This is a genomic window from Limosilactobacillus mucosae, assembly GCF_046939755.1.
Taxonomy (GTDB): domain Bacteria; phylum Bacillota; class Bacilli; order Lactobacillales; family Lactobacillaceae; genus Limosilactobacillus; species Limosilactobacillus mucosae_A.
On sequence record NZ_JBKZAY010000103.1, the window covers coordinates 1 to 410 of the forward strand.

At 47.6% G+C, this 410-nt stretch carries 1 pseudogene; it reads right to left on the minus strand.

Features of this window, described 5'->3' with window-relative positions:
• Positions 1–410 (minus strand): annotated as a pseudogene (locus ACLUWI_RS10355) (peptidase); the annotation flags it as partial.

Sequence of the window (410 nt, forward strand, 5' to 3'; positions counted from 1 at the left end):
CTTGCGGATTGTCGTGGCTAACTGAAACATGATCGTGTTCGACTTTAACAACCGTATCTGGCGTGTTGGCGCCCAGTTTAATCGTCGTTGGAATTGTTTGACCATCAACTAATTTCCAGCCCGTTGGCACTGTACTGTTGACATCAACCGTTTGATCGGTAACGCCATTAACCATGTCCGTCTTGACTGGATTGTCGTCTGCATCAGTGTAAACGATCTTGGCCGTTTGCTTGTCAGCCGTGTAATCAATCGTTACGTTGTCGTTTTGATCACCATTGGTAACCGTCTTAGCTTCAATCGTCTTTTGGCTTGGCGTGTAGCCATCAACCGTTGGTGCGAAGTATGCCGGCCATTGTGCCGTTGACCAATCACCATATTTAACGGAGCCATCAACCATGTCAACTACTGCG